We start from the raw sequence: 17,051 nt of genomic DNA, 5'->3' as shown, positions 1-17,051 counted from the left end.
CTCAGCACTGCGCCCATGCGGCGACCGGGCTGGCCAACAGGCTGACCCCGGCCAGCGTCAATGCGAAACGTGGGCGATACGGCAGCAACAAGACCAACGCCAGGGCGCTGAGCATCAGCACGGCGAACCAGTCGACCAGGCCGAAACTCCAGCCGTTGGCAGAAACGGCAGCCCACAGCGACAGACTCAGCATCAACCATCCGGCCAGCGTCAGACCCTGACGGCGGCGCGCGGAAGGTTTGTGGCCGAGCAATTCATCATGGTGACGTGGCATCGCCAGGCACAACGCGGTGAACCCGGCGTAGGTGAGCAACAGTGGCAACAGCATCAATTGGCGCCTTGCTCAAGGTTGATCGGCCGAGCCTTTTCGCGCCGTGGCTGTTTAACGCTGACGGTATTGCCGGCGCGCTGCATTTTCCACGCCGCCCAAGCCAGAAACAGACCCGTTGCGAGACACGTCAGATCAACCCCGGCCAACGCCCAATCGCCCTGCATCAGGGCGGCGCCGAGATTCCAAGGGGTGGTCAGTGCATTGACCAGCGGCACCGCGACAAACAATGCCGCGCTCAGGGTGAGTTGCTCAACCCAGGCCTTTCGTCCCGGGCGTAGCAGCGCGTGCAGCACACTCAAAACCCAAGCGATAAAGAACGCGTTCACTTCCCAATCGGCGCGCCCGACGAGACTCACCGGCAACAGACGATTGGCCAGGAAGAACACCGCCACCGCCGACAGCAGCCCGGCCATACTGGCGATATTCAGCACTTCCACCAGCCGCAGCTCGAACGGCATCACGCCGCTCTTGGCATGTTTGAGTTGACGCTTGCCGAGCCAGATCACCAGCCCGGTGCCGATCATCGCCGTACCCGCCAGCCCACAAATGAAATACAGCCAGCGCAACACCGGACCGGCGAAGTGGCCCATGTGCAAACCATAGAACGCTCCACCCACCGCCATCGCCATCGGCTGTTCCGGTGTGCTGCCGAGCATATGCCCGGTCACACCGTTGAAGGTCACGGCGCGGCCGAAATCATGCACCACGCGATCGCCCGCGCGGGACAACACCACGGTGGCATTGGCATCGCCCGGATTGCTCACCGACAGACGCGCCGTGTGGCCGCCCGACCATTGCTCGCTGGCCGTGCTCAACAGCGGCGCCATGGCCGCCAATGGCGCAGCGATATCGGCGCGTTCCGGGGTCTTCGACGCCGGGAAAACTTCGTCATAGAACTTGCGCACGTCATTGCCGTACGACGCGACGATGCTCGCCGGCATGACCATCGACATGAAAATCACCAGGCTGCTGTAGGTGATCATCAAATGAAACGGCAGCACCAGCACGCCGACTGCGTTATGCCCGTCGAGCCAGGAACGCTGGCCCTTGCGCGGGCGGAAGGTGAAGAAGTCCTTGAAGATTTTTTTGTGGGTGATGATCCCGGTGATCAGCGCGACGAACATCACCATCGCGGCAATGGTCGCCATCCAACGGCCCCACGGATAGGGCATTTGCAACTGGAAGTGGAAACGATAGAAGAACTCGCCGCCCATGCTTTCGCGGGCCTGCACTTCGGCGCCGGTTTGCGCGTCGAGGGTTTTCGATTCGAAACGCCCGCGCTCGCCGGGATTGGCCGGCGCTTGCTGCCAGCGCACGGTCAGGCCGGGGTCACGGGCATCGGGCAAATCGATCAGCCAGCGTGAGGCACCTGCCGCGTGTTGCTGCAGATAATCCTGGGCCAGCGTCAGGCTCGTCTCGGCGCTCACCGATCGTGCGGGAATTTCCGGCTGCATCCAGTGGCTGATTTCATCCTTGAAATACGCCAGCGTCCCGGTCAGAAAAATCGCGAACAGCAGCCAGCCGAACAGCAGCCCGGCCCAGGTGTGCAGCCAGGCCATCGCCTGACGAAAACCCTCTTTCATGCCAGACCCAAGCCGCGCGCCGCGCCGGAGATGGTTGCCAGAATCACACTCGGCACCAGCAAGCCGACCCAGGCGGACCACGCCGTGCGACAGGCAAAACACCACAACACAGCCACCAGATAGACCAGAAAGGAAATGGTCATGCCGGTCACCACCGCTTCGGCTCGGCTCAACGGCAGCCACAGTGTCAGGGTGACACTGGCCAGCGCCGCGACGAGATAGCCGCCAAACACCGCGGCCAACACCCGTGAGGTGACGGCCAGACGATAGGACATGGGAAGTGTGGCGAGTTTGCCTTTCATGTTTCGACCCTGAAACGAAAAACGTCCGACCGATGAGCCGAACCTACAGGCGAGCAATATTAATGATAAATATTCTCATACGCAAAAGCATCTGATTGCCGGCTGAGCACCTAGCCCCCTACAATGCGAACAGTTCTTGTTCTCTAACGCATACTCTCTACCGCGTCATCAGGCGCCCGGGGTAATACCGTTGTCCTCCGCCCATACCGTCGAATCGCTCTATCAGGCCCATCACGGCTGGCTCACCGGCTGGCTGCGGCGCAAGCTCGGCTGCCCGGACAGCGCGGCGGACCTGGCCCAGGACACCTTCATCAAGGTGCTGACCGCCCGCGAGGCGCCGGTGATCATCGAGCCGCGCGCCTTTCTGACGACGCTGGCCAAACGTGTTCTGTTCAATCATTACCGCCGTCAGGATCTGGAACGCGCCTACCTCGACACCCTGGCGCAGATGCCGGACATGGTCGCGCCGTCGGAAGAACACAAAGCGATCATCCTGCAAACCCTGATGGAGCTGGATGAGTTGCTCGACGGTCTGCCGCGTCAGGTCAAGCGCGCCTTTCTGCTGGCGCAGGTCGATGGCCTGAGCTATCCACAGATCGCCGCCGAACTGGGCATTTCCGTGGCCACAGTCAAACGTCATCTGAACAAAGCGGCCATGCGCTGCTATTTCGCCCTATGAACCGCGCGGCGGATTTTTCCTCTCAGGTGGCTGAGCAGGCCGTGCACTGGTTGATGGAGATGCAGCAAGGCGCACTCAGTCCGCGCCAGCAAATGGCGATGCAACAGTGGTTGGATGCGCACAGCGAGCATCGGCGGGCGTGGGAGCATATTCAGCGAGTCAATCAGCGTCTGCGCGGTGTGTCGTCGCCGTTGGCACACGCGGCGTTGAACGGGCCTAAGTCCGGCAACCGTCGTCAGGCACTGAAACTGTTGCTGATTCTCGGCGCCGGTTCGGCGGTCACTTGGGGCATGCGCGAGCACAATCCGTTGCCATCGCTCCTCGCCGATTACCGCAGCCCGATCGGGCAACGGCGCAAGGTGGCGCTTGGTGCCGGCGATCAGTTGCAGCTCAACACCGCCAGTGCGGTGGATGTCGACACTTCGGTGCGACTGATTCGCTTGCTCGAAGGCGAAATCCTCCTGACCGCCGCGCAATCGTTCGAAGTGCGCACAACTCAGGGGACGCTGAAAACTCAGGGCGCGCGCCTCAATGTGCGCCAATTTTCTGATCGCACGCAGGTTGCGCTGTTTGAAGGCCGCGTCGAACTGAACAGCAATGGCCGCGCGCCGATGCTGCTGCCGGTCGCGCGCGAATTGAGTTTCACCTCGATATCCGTCAGCGAAGCCAAACCGCTGGATGCCAACAGCGGTGCCTGGGCCGACGGCATGCTGGTGGCTGCGCACATGCGCCTGGGCGACTTCCTCGATGAACTCGGCCGCTATCGTCGCGGCCAACTCAATTGCGACAAAAAAGTAGCCGACCTGCTGATCTCCGGGACTTATCCACTGGACGACAGCGAGCGGATTCTCGATCTGCTGGAAATCAGTTTGCCGGTGAAAGTGAAGCGCTTTACCCGCTACTGGGTAACCGTCGAAGCGCGGGTTTGAAAAAAATCAGAAATTGATGAGCCGTTTTTCAGATCTGGCGTGACAGAGAAGGAAAGCCCCCTTGATTCAACCTTCTCAGGATCATCCACCATGCACCCCACTCGCCTCACGCCATTGGCTCGCAGCCTGCGTAATTTCGTCCTCGGCGCCAGCCTGAGTTTCAGCGCCCTGCCCGCCGCGTGGGCCGCCGATGCCAAGGCGTATCACATCGCGCCATCGCCGCTGGAAAACGCCCTCAACCAGTTTGGCCGTGAAGCCGGGGTCTTGATCTCTTTTGGTTCACAAGTCACCAGCGGCGTGCAAAGTCGTGGCCTGGAAGGCAGTTACACCCCAGAGCAAGGTTTGAATGCACTGCTTGAAGGCACCGGCCTGCAGGCGCGCGCCGAGGGCAACAATGCGTTCAGCCTGCAACCGGTGACGGACGCCGCGCTGGAACTGGACACCTCGAAAGTCGTCGGCGACTGGCTGGGCGACGCCGCGCAAATCAACGTGTTCGAACATCCCGGTGCTCGCGACGTGATCCGCCGCGAAGAATTCGAACGCCAGGGCGCGACTCAGGCGCGTGATGTGCTCAATCGCATCCCTGGCGTCAACGCCCCGGAAAACAACGGCACCGGCAGCCACGACATGGCGCTCAACTTCGGCATTCGTGGTTTGAATCCACGCCTGGCCGCGCGCTCGACGGTGTTGATGGACGGCATCCCGGTGCCGTTCGCACCTTACGGTCAGCCACAACTGTCGTTCGCCCCGATCAGCATGGGCAACATGGATGCCGTGGATGTGGTGCGCGGCGGTGGCGCCGTGCGTTACGGCCCGCAGAACGTCGGTGGCGTGGTCAACTTCGTGACCCGGGCGATTCCCGACGAGCCAACGGTCAAGGGCGGCTTCCAGACGGAAACCAGCCCATCGTCGAGCCATGACGGCTTCAAGACCAGCGCCAACCTGCTGGCCGGTGGCACCAATGCCAATGGCCTCGGCGGCGCGCTGCTGTACTCCGGCACCCGCGGCGGCGACTGGCGTGAGCACAGCGACACCGAGATCGACGACCTGATCCTCAAGGGCAAATACCAGCTCGACGAAGCCAACAGCTTCAACGCCATGGCGCAGTATTACGAAGGTAAAGCCGATATGCCCGGCGGTCTGAACGTCGCTGATTACGACGCCGATCCGTATCAATCGACACGCCCAAAAGACCAGTTCTGGGGCCGACGCACGATGTTCAATTTCGGCTATCGCTATCAGGAAGATCGCCGCGAATTCACCGCCAACACCTTCTTCACCAAGACCCTGCGCAGCGGCTATCTCGATCAGGGCACATTCCTTTCGCTGTCGCCGCGCGAGTATTGGGTACGGGGTCTGGAAACCCGTTTCGCCCAAGGCTTTGACCTTGGCCCGACCAGCCATGAGGTCGGCGTCGGCTACCGCTACATCAACGAGGCTGGTCACGAACTGCGCTATCGCACGCCGATCAGCAGCAACGAATACCCGACCACCGGCAGCCGCAATGACCGCGACACCCGTGGTGGCACCGAGGCCAATGCTTTCTTCGTTGACGACCGCATCGACATCGGTAAATGGACGATCACTCCGGGCGTGCGTTACGAGATGATCGAATCGCAGCAGACCAACAACCTGACCAACGTCAAATACAAGGGCGACTACAACACCGCGCTGCCGGCGCTGAACGTGCTTTATCACCTGAGCGACAGCTGGAACCTCTACGCCAACACCGAAGGCTCGTTCGGCAGTGTGCAATACAGTCAGATGCCCAACCGCGTGAGCAGCGGCGAAGTGAAACCGGAAAAGGCGCGCACCTGGGAACTCGGCACACGCTATGACAACGGTGCGTTACGCGCGGAGATCGGCGCGTTTCTCATCAACTTCGACAACCAGTACGAAAGCAACCAGACCAACGATTCGGTGATTGCCCGTGGCGAAACCCGTCATCAAGGTATCGAGACCAGCATCAATTACGCGCTGGATGACTTGAGCCCGGCGCTCGCGGGTTTCGACGTGTACGCGACCTACGCCTATGTGGACGCGACCATCCGCGAAGACGGGCCGAACAAGGGCAATCGCGTACCGTTCTCGTCGAAACACAAAGGCACGATTGGCGTCGGCTACACCGAAGGCCCGTGGAAACTGAATCTGGATAGCAGCTTCCAGAGCGACCAGTTCGCCGACAACGCCAATACCTCCAAGGAAAGCGCCGACGGCAGCACCGGCAAGATCCCGGGTTACATGCTGTTCAGCAGCCGCGCCGGGTATGACTTCGGCCCGCAGTTGTCGGATTTGAACGTGGCGGTGGGCGTGAAGAACATCTTCAACACGCAGTACTTCACGCGTTCGTTTGATGACAATAACAAGGGCAAGTATGTGGGTGAGCCGCGTACGGTGTATGTGCAGACATCTGTAGCGTTTTGAGGATTGAAAAGCCCTCACCCTAACCCTCTCCCAGAGGGAGAGGGGACTGATTGGGGGATGCTTGCGAGCTACGCCGACCTGAACGTGCTTTGCCGAATCCATAATCGACTCGACCTGAAACCGCTTTGCCGAATCCATAATCGACTCGGTATTTCAGGTCGATGTACCACGCCAGACACCTCGGTCGGCCCCCTCTCCCTACGGGCGGTCCGACGTTTCGGGAGGGCTGGGGTGAGGGTTCTCAGCTACAGTGAAATATCAAACCCACTTCACAAGGATCGTGAAGCATGCAAACTCGCCCCAACCTCGCCCAATTTGCCCGCCAGTTACGCGTTAATCAAACCGACTGTGAACATCTGCTCTGGCAAAAGCTTCGCTCCCGGCAAATCGCCAATCTGAAATTTCGTCGGCAGTTTCCCTGCCGGCCTTACGTCCTGGATTTTTATTGCGCTGAGCTGAAATTGGCGATTGAGCTGGATGGAGGTCAGCATTATGAAACGCCGGGATTGACGTACGATCAGCGCCGAACAAACCATCTGTACCAGCAAGGCATTCAGGTCGTACGTTTCAGCAACCTGGAAATACTTCAGCAGATGGACAATGTCCTAGAGCAGATCATACGAATTGCGTCAGTTCGAAGATTGCCCTCACCCTAACCCAGAGGGAGAGGGGACTGATTGGGGGATGCTCATGATTTCCGTCGACCTGAAATTGTTTTGCTGAATCCATAATCGACGCCGTCTTTCAGGTCAACGTACCTCTTCAGACACCTCGGTCGGCCCCCTCTCCCTCCGGGAGAGGGCTGGGGTGAGGGGCTTTTCTGCTACAAACAAAAAACGGGCCTGCTTCCGCAGGCCCGTTCTCATTGGGTGGCTTGTGAAATCAGCGGATCAACTGTTGATCGCTGCCTGTTCATTCTCGTCAAACTCTTCCGCCAACAGCTTGTCATTGGCTTTGCCGGTGAACGGCACCACAGCGGCCCGTGGTTTACCTCGCAGTTTGCCGAAAAGGTGCTCCAGGGCGTGCTCGAGTTTTTCGGCAGCACCGTCGATCGCCTGTTCCAGCGAATCGGCCTTGTGGGTCACGGAAATCGGTTGATGGCCTTTTGGCCGCGCTTCCAGTTGGCAGCGCAAGTCATGGGGACCTGGTTTGTCACCGTTCTCGTCGCTCAGGTGGACTTCGACACGGGTCAGGTCTTCTTCATAACGTTCGAGCGTGCTCTCAATGGTTGTACGTACCCACTCCTCCAGTCGTTGACTACTTTGAATATGGTTATCGCTGTTGACTTGGATTTGCATAGTTCATCCCTTATTTCAGCTAGCTCGTGAGAGGCCTTGAGTTGAATTTCCTGACCTCCTGGTTACAACAATCGGCCCGACTGGCGAACATTTCAACCCCTGGAAAAAGATAAATATTCATTCGCAAAAAAAGCCGGACAACCGAGCAAAGCGCTGGTAAGGTCGGGAGTTGGGTCGCCTTGCAACCCAGCAAAATCCGCTCACAATTGCCCGTCGTTCAACGGGTGCAAACCGCGAAATATCCCCGCCTCCTCGACCAGCCAATCATGCACCGCACGCACGCCCGGATGGCTCAAGGCCCCCGGCGCATACAGCAACACGTAGCGTTTGTGATTGGGCACCGACAGGCCGAACGGCACAATCAACGTTCCCCGCTCCAGCTCATCGTTAAGCAAGGTGCGGCGGGCAATCGCCACGCCCATGCCAGCAATCGCCGCTTCAATGGTCAGGTGATTGCGGTTGAAGGTGTGTCCGCGCCGTACGTCGGCGCCCTCAAAGCCGATCGCATTTAAATAGAATTCCCATTCCGCGTATTCATAACTGCCACGCCACGCAGTGATGTCATGCAACAACGGAAAATGCACCAGATCCGCCGGCCCATGCAGCGGCGGCCGCCCGCGTAGCAGGCTCGGCGCGCACACCGGGAAAATCTGCTCGTCGAGCAAGGCTGTGGATAACAGTCCCGGGTAGCTGCCGTCGTTCAAATCGATCGCCAGATCAAAGTCGCCTTCGTGCAACGGCACGCTGCTGTCCTCGGCGACGAGCCGCAACTGAATATCCGGATAGCGCTGTTGCAGGCGTGGCAAACGCGGCGTCAGCCACTTGCTGAGGAACGACGGAATCGAGCGCACACGCAAAATCCCGCTGATCATTCCGGCATCAAGTCGACGCAATTCCGCATCGATGCTGCCATACGCCTCATTGACGGTAATGGCCAACCGCTGCCCTTCTGCACTCAATTCCACACCGCGCGCACGTCGGTGAAACAGGCGAAAGCCGAGGCGTTCTTCCAGTTGGCGAATCTGCTGACTGACCGCCCCCGGGGTGATGTGCAGTTCCTCGGCACACCGAGTGAACGACAAATGCCGGGCGGCACAGGAAAACACCTGCAGCCAGACATAGGTCTGGGCATGCAATTGACGACTCATCGTTTAGTCCTGCTAAAGGCTTACTTAGGAAGTTTCGTTAGTCACGTAGGACCGAGGTAGGCAGTATCGCCGACATTGCGCTTGTCCTACAAAAAATGGCAGCGATTCCCACTCCATTGCTTGTAAGGGTTTAGCATGGCTATCAGTGTTTTCGATCTATTCAAAGTCGGTATCGGCCCGTCCAGTTCTCACACCGTCGGCCCGATGCGGGCAGCGGCGACTTTCGCTCAGGCGCTGATCGATCAACATCTGTTGAACGATGTAAGCCGTATGGAAATCCGTTTATACGGCTCGCTGTCGGCCACCGGCGTCGGTCACGCCACTGACCGCGCCACGGTGATGGGCCTGATGGGCGAATGGCCGGACAGCATCGATCCGGCGACCATCGATCCCCGCATCCAGCAACTGCGCGAGACAGGCCAACTGTCCCTCGCCGGTCAAAGAGTAATTGCCTTCGACTGGCAGCGTGATCTCCTGCTGCTCGACGAGAGCCTGCCCTACCACCCCAACGCCATGTCGCTGACAGCCTTTGGCGAAACCGCCCAGCTGTTCGAGCAAACGTACTACTCGGTCGGAGGCGGTTTCATCATCGAAGCGGCGGAAGCCGAGTCCGGTGTCGCCCCGGCCGGCGACGTGGTGTTGCCGTACGATTTCTCCAGCGCCGCCGAATTGTTGTCGCTGTGCAAACAGCACAACCTGCGCGTTTCCGAACTGATGATGGCCAACGAGCGCGCCTGGCGCACTGACGCGGAAATCCGTCAGGGCCTCCTGCACATCTGGTCGGTGATGCGTGAATGCGTTGAACAAGGCCTGCGCCACGAGGGGATTCTGCCCGGCGGCCTGAACGTGCCGCGCCGCGCGGCGAAATTGCACCGCAGCCTGTTGGAAATCGGCAAACCAAACGTGATCAGTTCAACGCTGTCGGCGATGGAATGGGTCAACCTGTTTGCCCTCGCCGTCAACGAAGAAAACGCTGCCGGCGGGCGTATGGTCACCGCGCCGACCAATGGTGCAGCAGGGATCATTCCGGCGGTGCTGCACTACTACATGAAATTCAATCCGGACGCGTCTGACGATGATGTCGTCAATTTCTTCCTGGGCGCGGCCGCCGTCGGCATTCTGTGTAAGAAAAATGCCTCGATCTCCGGCGCCGAAGTCGGCTGTCAGGGTGAAGTCGGTTCGGCCTGCGCGATGGCCGCTGCGGGTCTGGCGGACGTGCTCGGCGCCACCCCGGAGCAATTGGAAAACGCCGCCGAAATCGGTCTGGAACACAACCTCGGCCTGACCTGTGACCCGGTCGGCGGCCTGGTACAAGTGCCGTGCATCGAGCGCAACGCCATCGCTGCGGTGAAGGCGATCAACGCCACGCAAATGGCCCTGCGCGGCGACGGCAAACACTTCATTTCCCTCGACCGGGTCATCCGCACCATGCGCGATACCGGCGCCGACATGCATGACAAATACAAAGAGACTTCACGGGGCGGCCTGGCCGTGAGCTGGGTGGAATGCTGAGGCGCATTCCCTGACCGCCCCGGCAGACCGCACCCGACGGTCTGCCAACCGTGAGCCCGAGCAAAAATAATAACGAGGCGATACCGATGACCGATGTACGTACACCTGCTGCCGAAAATCCCGCTGTAGACCGCACACGCAATGCAGAAACGGCCCACAAGGGCTGGAACAAATTCGACACCACCTGGATGCTCGGCCTGTACGGCACCGCGATCGGTGCCGGCACCTTGTTCTTGCCGATCAATGCCGGCGTCGGCGGTTTCTGGCCGTTGCTGATTCTGGCTGTGCTGGCCTTCCCGATGACGTTTTTTGCCCACCGGGGCCTGACCCGCTTCGTGCTGTCCGGGCGCTCCGGGGACATCACCGAAGTGGTCGAAGAGCACTTCGGCATCGGTGCCGGCAAGCTGATCACGCTCCTGTATTTCTTTGCAATCTTCCCGATCCTGCTGGTGTACAGCGTGGCGCTGACCAACACCCTGAGCAGCTTTCTCGAGCACCAACTGCACATCGCCCCGCCGCCACGGGCGATCCTCTCGCTGGTGTTGATCCTGGGTCTGATGGCCATCGTCCGTTGCGGCCAGAGCGTGATCGTCAAAGCCATGAGCGTGCTGGTTTATCCCTTTGTTGCGGCGTTGCTGCTGCTCGCGCTCAGCCTGATTCCAAACTGGAACGGCGCGTTCTTCGCGAGCGCCAGCGACGCGATGCCGATGTCTGATTTTTTCAAGACGCTGTGGCTGGCAATCCCGGTGATGGTGTTCTCGTTCAACCATTCGCCGATCATCTCCGCGTTTGCCGTTGATCAAAAACAGCGCTACGGCGAACAGGCGGAACGCAAGAGCAGCGGCATCCTCGCCATGGCTCACGGCATGATGGTCGTGACGGTGATGTTCTTCTGCTTCAGTTGCGTGCTGGCGTTGTCGCCAGCCGATCTCGCAGCGGCGAAAGCGCAGAACATTTCGATCCTGTCGTACCTGGCCAACCACTTCCAGACCCCGGTCATCGCATACGCCGCGCCGCTGATTGCACTGGTGGCGATCACCAAATCCTTCCTCGGCCACTACATCGGCGCCAGTGAAGGCTTTCAAGGCATGATCGTGAAAAGCCTGCGCAGCCGTGGCCGGGTGATGTCGGCGAGCTGGCTGAACCGCGCGACCGCTGTGTTCATGATTCTCAGTTGCTGGGCCGTGGCAACATTCAACCCGAGCATCCTCGGGATGATCGAGGCTTTCGGTGGGCCAGTGATTGCCTGCCTGTTGTTCTTGATGCCGATGTACGCCATCCGCCGCGTGCCAGCCTTGCGCCAGTACTCTGGCCAAGCATCCAACGTGTTTGTGGTGTTGATCGGCCTGATTGCACTGTCAGCGATCATCTACCTGGTTCTGCCCTGAAAACGGGCCATTAAAAAAGGCGAGCCCTGTGGCTCGCCTTTTTTATCCCCGTGTTCATTGTTCGACAATTTTCCCGGCACAGCCCTTGCTACACCCCTGTAGGAGCTGCCGCAGGCTGCGATCTTTTGATCTTCATGACATTCATGAGCTCATGACCGAAATCAAAACATTGAAGAGCAAAAGATCGCAGCCTGCGGCAGCTCCTACATGAGTAACCAGTACAGGACACGGAATGGCCGATGGTCTGGTATGGCGAACCAACCCGATCATGGCCGGTCAACAACTGCACGTTCAATCAGGCGGTGACGCATCATGGACAATCCTTTTCAGATCATTACCGATGCCTTCGCGCCGGACTATCAGATCAACCTGAGCATTCAGGGCCTGGACGGCAGCATCATGCTGACCCTGTCCAACAGCGGGCGAATTGTGGCCAAACGCATGATCAGTGCCGAACAGCGCAACGATCCCGCGCGGCTCAAACGGCTGGTGCAAAGCATCCAGTTCGGCATCGCTATCGAACAGGGCCACAGCGCCATGGCGATTCTCGAAGCGATGACCAGTGGCGCCGGGCTGACCCCGCCACCGCCAAGCGTCAACGGCCAGCCCCGACCAGCGGCCGGGCTTTAAAGCTCGCCTTTCTCGACCTCGGGATGCTCGCTGGAACCGGCGCCGAGTTTGCGTTGCGGTTTCTCGATCTTCACCGAGGGAAATTGTGACGAGGCGTAACGCACCACCAGAATCGAGAACGCCAACAGCAGAATGCCGCCGCACAGGTAGATGATGCCCATGTCTGGCGGGTTGTGGTGCGAGACGTTGGAGATCAGCAGGCGGGTCAGCGCGGTGATCGCCACGTAGATCAGAAAGCGCACCGGCATGTGGTTGGTCTTGAAGTAAATCCCGACCATCGCGCCCAGTTCGAGATAGATGAACAGCAACAGAATGTCATCGATCTTGATGTGGCCTTCTTCGAGCATCCCGAGAAACTCCATCACCGCGGCCCACGCCGTCACCGCACCGATGGCGAACAGCGCCAGATAGTGGAAGGTTTCGACGAACAGGTTGCCCAGGGACTCGGCCAGTTGATGCACGTTTTGCCGCAGTTTCTCGGCCCAGTTGATTTTCACGATGATGTTCCTTAGCTCGAATGCGAGCGGATGATGCGTGTTGGACGTGACGGTTTTCTGCACGTAACGGTTTTCATGCAGAAAAGAGGCCACGCCATCATGGCGAGCCGCCGCCAAACCCGCGCCGTGGCGTTTGGTCGCAGGTGTAAGCTTCGCGCTGAACCTGTGGGAGCGAGCCTGCGCGCGAATGCAGACGATAAGGTCCATCTGACAAACCCGAAATCCGGTCTACATTGAAAAGCCACTACCCATGGCGCAGGGATTCGCTTATCCTTTTCGCTGTATATGGATACAGTAGTCGTCAAGACAACTTAATGTGAAGGCATGTGAGGTGGTGAATGGCCGTCGAAGTGGTATACCGCAGCAGCCGAGATCTGGAGCGTTTGTTCATGGATAAAGCCGAAGCTGACCGTCATGACAAAATGCTCGAACTGGCCGAATATCTGGCCGATGTGCTGCAAAAAGCCGTTCCGTCGCTGACTGAACAGCAAGTGGAAGAAGCCGGGATCTACATGGCGAAGAATCGCGATGTATTCGCCCGGGCGTTCAAGAGCCAGCCGGATGCACTGTCCGAGCTGCTCAATGCACCGGCAGAACCTGCTGAACAAGCTGAAGTGGCGGAACCTGCTGAAGCACCGGCCAAACCTGCCAAAGCGGCAAAAGCTGTAAAGTAAGCGATGACCGAATTGAATAGGCCCTGAGTCGAATGGCTCAGGGCCTTTTTCATGCCTGTGAAACTCAGCGATACAAAACTTTCTCCGCCAACTCATCCGCCACCCGCGCCGGTGAACGTTTTTCGGCCTGTGCATGGGCAAATACTTCGGTGAGTCGAGAGCTGATCTTCGACAGATGCGCGGTAATGGTGGTCAATTCTTCGCCGCGATGCTTGAGCGAAACGTAGATAAGGCCTCCCGCATTGATCACATAATCGGGGGCATAAAGAATCCCGCGTCGCTCCAGCTGATCGGCCACGTCCAGATGTGTCAGTTGATTGTTCGCCGAGCCCGCCACCGCCGAGCAACGTAATTGCGTGACGGTATGGCTGTTGAGCACTCCGCCCAGACCGCACGGCGCAAGAATGTCGCACGGTGTACTGAGTAATGCATCGTTGGCAATCGGATGCGCGTTGAGCTGTTCCATCGCCAGTTGCACCTTGCCGTGGTCGATATCGCTAACCAGCAGTTCAGCCCCGGCGGCGTGCAGTTGCTCGGCCAAGGAAAAACCGACATTCCCCAGGCCCTGAATCGCAATGCGCAAGCCTTCGAGGTTATCGCTGCCCAGCCGGGCCATCGCCGTTGCGCGAATGCCGGCAAACACGCCCATGGCGGCATGTGGTGCCGGGTCGCCAGCCGATGTCGTGCTGGTGACATGTTGGGTCTGCTGGGCGATGCAATCCATGTCCGCCACCGAGGTACCGCTGTCGATGGCGGTGATGTAGCGACCATCGAGCTGATTGATGCAACGGCCAAACGCTTCGAACAGTGCGCCGCGGTTTTCCACATGTACCGGACGCACGATCACTGCAACGCCACCGCCTTGCGGCAGCCCCGCCAGCGCGGCTTTGTAGCTCATGCCCTGAGCGAGACGAATGGCGTCCTCGACGGCGGACTCGTCATTGGGATAGGCAAGGTAACGACATCCACCCAAGGCTGGCCCGAGGCGACTGTTATGGATGGCAATGACCGCCTTCAACCCGGAGACCGGGTCAACGCTAAGGTGCAGCGATTCCAGGCGAGTGCTTTGCATGAGCGCAAACATCGTTGGGCTCCCGAATCACTTCTTGTAGAACGCCAGTATAGGCCTGCGCCTGAAAATTGCTGGAGCACACAGGAATAAGCGCCCGCGCAGACAATGGCTTTGCGGCATAACCCGACACTCTCGTAGCTGGGCACTGGACGAATCTCGCGCACGGGGCTAAAACGAGGCATTCCACGGAGATTTCAATGAGTGCGCGTCAACGTTTTTTCGAATGCCTGCACCGTTCACCGCCCGCGCTGTTCGAAGCCGCGCTGTGGATGGCGGCCGAGCACGAAAAAGCGGTCGATCCCGACGCGTTGTTGCAGGACTTCAAAGACCTGCAACAACGGGTCAGCTACGGCTTGCCGATGCTGCCGGTGAGTGAGCTGGCGCAACCGTTGTTACGCCGCATGACCGATCTGGGTTTTGCACAGGACGATTTTCTGCCACTGCGCCCGCAGGCGGCGCTGCTGCACAAAGTGTTGCAAACCCGTCGCGGCCAGCCACTGGCATTGGCGTTGATTGCCCTGGAACTGGCGCGGGGCCTGGAGATTCCCCTGGTCGGGGTCAACTTCCCCGGACACTTCCTGTTGCGGGTGCCCGGGGCCGATCATTTGCTTGATCCGTGCGGAGGCCGGCGTTTGTATCCCAATGACTGCCGCGAATTATTGCAGCGCCAATACGGGCCGAACATGAAACTCAATGCCGAGCATCTACTGACCGCCTCACCCCAGCAGATGCTTCAGCGATTGTCGCGCAACCTGCGGCAGTTGTACCTGACCCATGATGATTTCATTGCCGCGCTGATCGACGCCGAACGCGTGCTCGAACTGGGTGACGCTGGCGTCGCTGATTATCTGGCCCGCGCCAGCCTGTATCAGCGGCTCGACTGCCCGAATGCCGAGCGCTTCGATCTGGAGCGCGCCTTGTTGCTGAGTGACGACCCGATTCAACGCCTGCGCCTGACTGAGCGCCTCGGTCACCTGCCGCCCAACTCCGTCGTCCACTGAAAACGCTCGCGATAGCGGTGTGTCAGGCAACGAATGTACTGACAAAAACACCGCCTTCGCGAGCAAGCTCGCTCCCACAGGTTTGGTGTGGACCTAAATTATCGGCTCGGCACACATCACTGTGGGAGCGAGCTTGCTCGCGAAGCAGGCGACTCGGTCTTTCAGTTAAACCGCGTTATCGTTCTTCCCGAGCAGGCTCGCTCCCACATTAGATAGGCGTGTGTCATTGGGTGAGCGCACCTGAATGATCAACAGTGCAGCCATCACCGCCGGAATCGCACAGAAGAAGAAAATCTGCGCCACCGGAATGTGCATCGCCAGCAGCAGGCTGCCAAACAGCGGCCCGAGAATCGAACCAAAACGCCCCACACCCAACGCCCAACCGGTGCCCGTCGCACGCACATGCGCCGGGTAGAAATTACTGGCAAACGCATTCAGCGTCAGTTGCCCGCCGATGATGCAGAACCCGGCGGCGAAGACACAGGCCACCAGATAACGCGGATTGTCGTGATTGAGCCCAAGCACAATCGTGCACAGTGCCGCCCCTGCCAACACCGCGGACAACAGACGCACCTTGCGTTTCAAACGATCGGCAAACCAGGCCATGCAGATCGCGCCCAACGTGCCGGCGAACAGGAACATCGACGTCACCAGATTGGCTTCGTTGAGTTTCAGACCGCTTTCCAGCAGCAGCGTCGGCAACCAACTGATCATGAAATACAACAGGATCAGGCTGACGAAAAAAGTCGCCCAGATCAGCAAGGTCGGCCGCGCGTAGCCATTGCGGAACAGTTCGACCACGGTCAGTTTGCTGCCCTGCTCACGTTCGTTCTGCTCGACAGTCGCCACCGGCGGTTGCCAGTCCGGCAGCATGCGTGCGGTGACTTTGCGCAGGCGCGCATACGGTGGCGCATCACGCAGCAGACGAGGCAGCGATTCCGGCAGCATCCACCAGAGAAACGGAAACAGCAGCAACGGCGTGACGCCACCGGCGAGGAACACCGCTTGCCAACCGAACTGGTCGATGAAACCGGCGGCGACGAAACCACCCGCCGCACCACCGAACGAGAAGCCACAGGCCGCCAATGTCACCATCAAAGTGCGTAAACGCGGGGGCGAATATTCCGACATCAACGCCATGGCACTGGGCATCGCCCCGCCCATGCCGATGCCGCAGATGAAGCGGGCAATCATCAGCGTGTTCAGCGAGTCGGCGAAGACCATCAGCACCGTCAGCGTGGCGTAAATCAGTACGCAGGCGAGCAGAATCCGTCGCACGCCAAAGCGGTCAGCCAGCGGTGTGACTGCGAGCGAACCGAGGGTGAGGCCGAGCAGGTTGGCGCTGAAAACCGGGCCGAACGCAGACTTTTCAAGCCCCCAGTCCTGTGCCAGCGCGGGCACCACGTAACCGAGCACCTGGGCGTCATAGCCGTCGGTGACCAGCAACAAGGCGAGCAGGATCAAGAGCAACCACTGATAGCGGGACACAGGACGGGCGTCGAGTGCAGCCCGAAAGCTGGCAATCTGGTTGTGCATCGCAAGGTACCTGTTTTGTTTTTATGATTTTTTGCTGTGGCAACCGG

Annotated in this window: 16 protein-coding genes and 1 pseudogene; 9 read left to right on the top strand and 8 right to left on the bottom strand. The window is 59.4% G+C overall.

Annotation, left to right across the window (positions count from 1 at the left end; all coding sequences use genetic code 11):
• Nucleotide 1: 1 nt before the first annotated feature.
• Genes ACIF4X_RS17175 through ACIF4X_RS17165 form a run of 3 tightly spaced genes read right to left on the bottom strand, consistent with a single transcriptional unit; the run spans nt 2 to nt 2,216 of the window.
• Nucleotides 2–328, bottom strand: coding sequence for a DUF3325 domain-containing protein (locus tag ACIF4X_RS17175; RefSeq protein ID WP_397483054.1), 327 nt, complete (start codon nt 326–328; stop codon nt 2–4).
• Nucleotides 328–1,914 carry a PepSY-associated TM helix domain-containing protein gene (locus ACIF4X_RS17170; RefSeq protein WP_397483053.1) on the bottom strand — a complete coding sequence of 529 codons (1,587 nt, stop codon included), beginning with the start codon at nt 1,912–1,914 and terminating at the stop codon, nt 328–330. The genes ACIF4X_RS17175 and ACIF4X_RS17170 overlap by 1 nt, the downstream gene beginning before the upstream one ends.
• On the bottom strand, nt 1,911–2,216 hold the full coding sequence (locus tag ACIF4X_RS17165; protein WP_016986986.1) for a DUF3649 domain-containing protein: 306 nt from the start codon (nt 2,214–2,216) through the stop codon (nt 1,911–1,913). The genes ACIF4X_RS17170 and ACIF4X_RS17165 overlap by 4 nt, the downstream gene beginning before the upstream one ends.
• A gap of 190 nt (nt 2,217–2,406) precedes the next feature.
• On the opposite strand from ACIF4X_RS17165, the gene ACIF4X_RS17160 reads away from it, so the two are divergent.
• The 4 genes from ACIF4X_RS17160 (at nt 2,407) to ACIF4X_RS17145 (ending at nt 6,904) form a co-directional block, all read left to right on the top strand.
• Entirely contained in the window at nt 2,407–2,895 is a 489-nt protein-coding gene (locus ACIF4X_RS17160; RefSeq protein WP_397483052.1) for a sigma-70 family RNA polymerase sigma factor, read from the top strand.
• Nucleotides 2,892–3,824, top strand: a complete 933-nt coding sequence (locus tag ACIF4X_RS17155; protein WP_397483051.1) for a FecR domain-containing protein — start codon at nt 2,892–2,894, stop codon at nt 3,822–3,824. The genes ACIF4X_RS17160 and ACIF4X_RS17155 overlap by 4 nt, the downstream gene beginning before the upstream one ends.
• A gap of 90 nt (nt 3,825–3,914) precedes the next feature.
• Entirely contained in the window at nt 3,915–6,248 is a 2,334-nt protein-coding gene (fecA, locus tag ACIF4X_RS17150) for a TonB-dependent Fe(3+) dicitrate receptor FecA (RefSeq protein ID WP_397483050.1), read from the top strand.
• Between the two features lie 287 nt (nt 6,249–6,535).
• On the top strand, nt 6,536–6,904 hold the full coding sequence (locus ACIF4X_RS17145) for an endonuclease domain-containing protein (RefSeq protein ID WP_397483049.1): 369 nt from the start codon (nt 6,536–6,538) through the stop codon (nt 6,902–6,904).
• 234 nt (nt 6,905–7,138) lie between these two features.
• Here the strand turns inward: ACIF4X_RS17145 and ACIF4X_RS17140 are convergent, their stop codons facing one another.
• Both ACIF4X_RS17140 and ACIF4X_RS17135 read right to left on the bottom strand, forming a co-directional pair.
• Nucleotides 7,139–7,546 (bottom strand): HPF/RaiA family ribosome-associated protein, encoded by a 408-nt coding sequence (locus ACIF4X_RS17140; protein WP_397483048.1) that lies wholly within the window; start codon nt 7,544–7,546, stop codon nt 7,139–7,141.
• A 200-nt stretch (nt 7,547–7,746) separates the two neighbouring features.
• Nucleotides 7,747–8,694: a LysR substrate-binding domain-containing protein gene (locus ACIF4X_RS17135; protein ID WP_397483047.1), complete on the bottom strand. Its 948-nt coding sequence runs from the start codon at nt 8,692–8,694 to the stop codon at nt 7,747–7,749.
• A gap of 135 nt (nt 8,695–8,829) precedes the next feature.
• On the opposite strand from ACIF4X_RS17135, the gene ACIF4X_RS17130 reads away from it, so the two are divergent.
• The 3 genes from ACIF4X_RS17130 to ACIF4X_RS17120 all read left to right on the top strand — a co-directional run bounded on the left by ACIF4X_RS17130 (nt 8,830) and on the right by ACIF4X_RS17120 (nt 12,224).
• Nucleotides 8,830–10,206: an L-serine ammonia-lyase gene (locus ACIF4X_RS17130; protein WP_397483046.1), complete on the top strand. Its 1,377-nt coding sequence runs from the start codon at nt 8,830–8,832 to the stop codon at nt 10,204–10,206.
• Nucleotides 10,207–10,292: 86 nt separating this feature from the next.
• On the top strand, nt 10,293–11,594 hold the full coding sequence (locus ACIF4X_RS17125; protein WP_397483045.1) for a serine/threonine transporter: 1,302 nt from the start codon (nt 10,293–10,295) through the stop codon (nt 11,592–11,594).
• 312 nt (nt 11,595–11,906) lie between these two features.
• Nucleotides 11,907–12,224 (top strand): DUF3509 domain-containing protein, encoded by a 318-nt coding sequence (locus tag ACIF4X_RS17120; RefSeq protein ID WP_397483044.1) that lies wholly within the window; start codon nt 11,907–11,909, stop codon nt 12,222–12,224.
• On the opposite strand, the gene ACIF4X_RS17115 is transcribed toward ACIF4X_RS17120, so the two are convergent.
• Nucleotides 12,221–12,721, bottom strand: coding sequence for a phosphate-starvation-inducible protein PsiE (locus tag ACIF4X_RS17115; protein ID WP_026000737.1), 501 nt, complete (start codon nt 12,719–12,721; stop codon nt 12,221–12,223). The two genes, ACIF4X_RS17120 and ACIF4X_RS17115, sit on opposite strands and share 4 nt — an antisense overlap.
• A gap of 338 nt (nt 12,722–13,059) precedes the next feature.
• Here ACIF4X_RS17115 and ACIF4X_RS17110 point away from each other — a divergent pair.
• Nucleotides 13,060–13,314: pseudogene (locus ACIF4X_RS17110) on the top strand (YebG family protein); the annotation flags it as partial.
• Between the two features lie 145 nt (nt 13,315–13,459).
• On the opposite strand, the gene ACIF4X_RS17105 reads toward ACIF4X_RS17110, so the two are convergent.
• Entirely contained in the window at nt 13,460–14,479 is a 1,020-nt protein-coding gene (locus tag ACIF4X_RS17105) for a Leu/Phe/Val dehydrogenase (protein ID WP_397483043.1), read from the bottom strand.
• 185 nt (nt 14,480–14,664) lie between these two features.
• Between ACIF4X_RS17105 and ACIF4X_RS17100 the strand changes: the two genes are divergently transcribed.
• Nucleotides 14,665–15,468: a SirB1 family protein gene (locus tag ACIF4X_RS17100; protein ID WP_397483042.1), complete on the top strand. Its 804-nt coding sequence runs from the start codon at nt 14,665–14,667 to the stop codon at nt 15,466–15,468.
• A gap of 165 nt (nt 15,469–15,633) precedes the next feature.
• Here ACIF4X_RS17100 and ACIF4X_RS17095 read toward each other — a convergent pair whose 3' ends face one another.
• Nucleotides 15,634–17,004 (bottom strand): MFS transporter, encoded by a 1,371-nt coding sequence (locus tag ACIF4X_RS17095; RefSeq protein WP_397483041.1) that lies wholly within the window; start codon nt 17,002–17,004, stop codon nt 15,634–15,636.
• Between the last annotated feature and the right edge of the window lie 47 nt (nt 17,005–17,051).

It is taken from the genome of Pseudomonas sp. NPDC085632 (assembly GCF_044541255.1).
Taxonomy (GTDB): domain Bacteria; phylum Pseudomonadota; class Gammaproteobacteria; order Pseudomonadales; family Pseudomonadaceae; genus Aquipseudomonas.
Note: the sequence above shows the minus strand (reverse complement) of the source record. Positions and strands in the feature narration are given on the sequence as shown.